Annotated in this window: 1 protein-coding gene; it reads right to left on the bottom strand. The window is 69.9% G+C overall.

The genetic code is table 11. The features are described 5' to 3' along the window. A partial coding sequence (locus JQK88_RS35620; protein ID WP_203281264.1) for a hypothetical protein occupies nt 1-468 on the bottom strand: 468 nt, incomplete at both ends.

The raw sequence follows: 468 nt of genomic DNA, 5'->3' as shown, positions 1-468 counted from the left end.
CGGCTGGTCCTCGTCGCGCAGCAGCGCCACCAGCAGCAGCAGCGACTTCATCACCTGCTGGCCGCCGGAGGCCTCGCCGTCGTCCAGGCCGATCCAGCCCTTGCGGTCGAAGTCGAAGCGCACCGACAGGCCGGCCTGGGCCAACGCCACGTCGTTGTTGGCCAGCTCGGGCATGTCGGCGTCGACGCCGATGCCGGCCAGCTCGCCGAGCGCGGCCAGGTTCTTCTTGTAGCGGCGCACGGTCGCGCGCAGCACGTTGATGTACGCGCCGCGCGCTTCCTCGGTGAGGCGCTTGGCGCGGTCGAGGTGGCCTTCGCGGCGCATGATCGAACTGGCCAGTTCGTCGTGGTCGGCGCCGATCTTGTCGCGCATCGGCACGCACGATTCATCGGTGACGAAGCCGCCGCGTTCCAGGCGGTCGTCGATGCGCTCCATCTCGCGGCGCACCGCCGAGGCGCTTTCGTATTC

It is taken from the genome of Mesorhizobium caraganae (assembly GCF_016836705.1).
GTDB classification, from domain to species: domain Bacteria; phylum Pseudomonadota; class Alphaproteobacteria; order Rhizobiales; family Rhizobiaceae; genus Mesorhizobium; species Mesorhizobium caraganae.
Note: the sequence above shows the minus strand (reverse complement) of the source record. Positions and strands in the feature narration are given on the sequence as shown.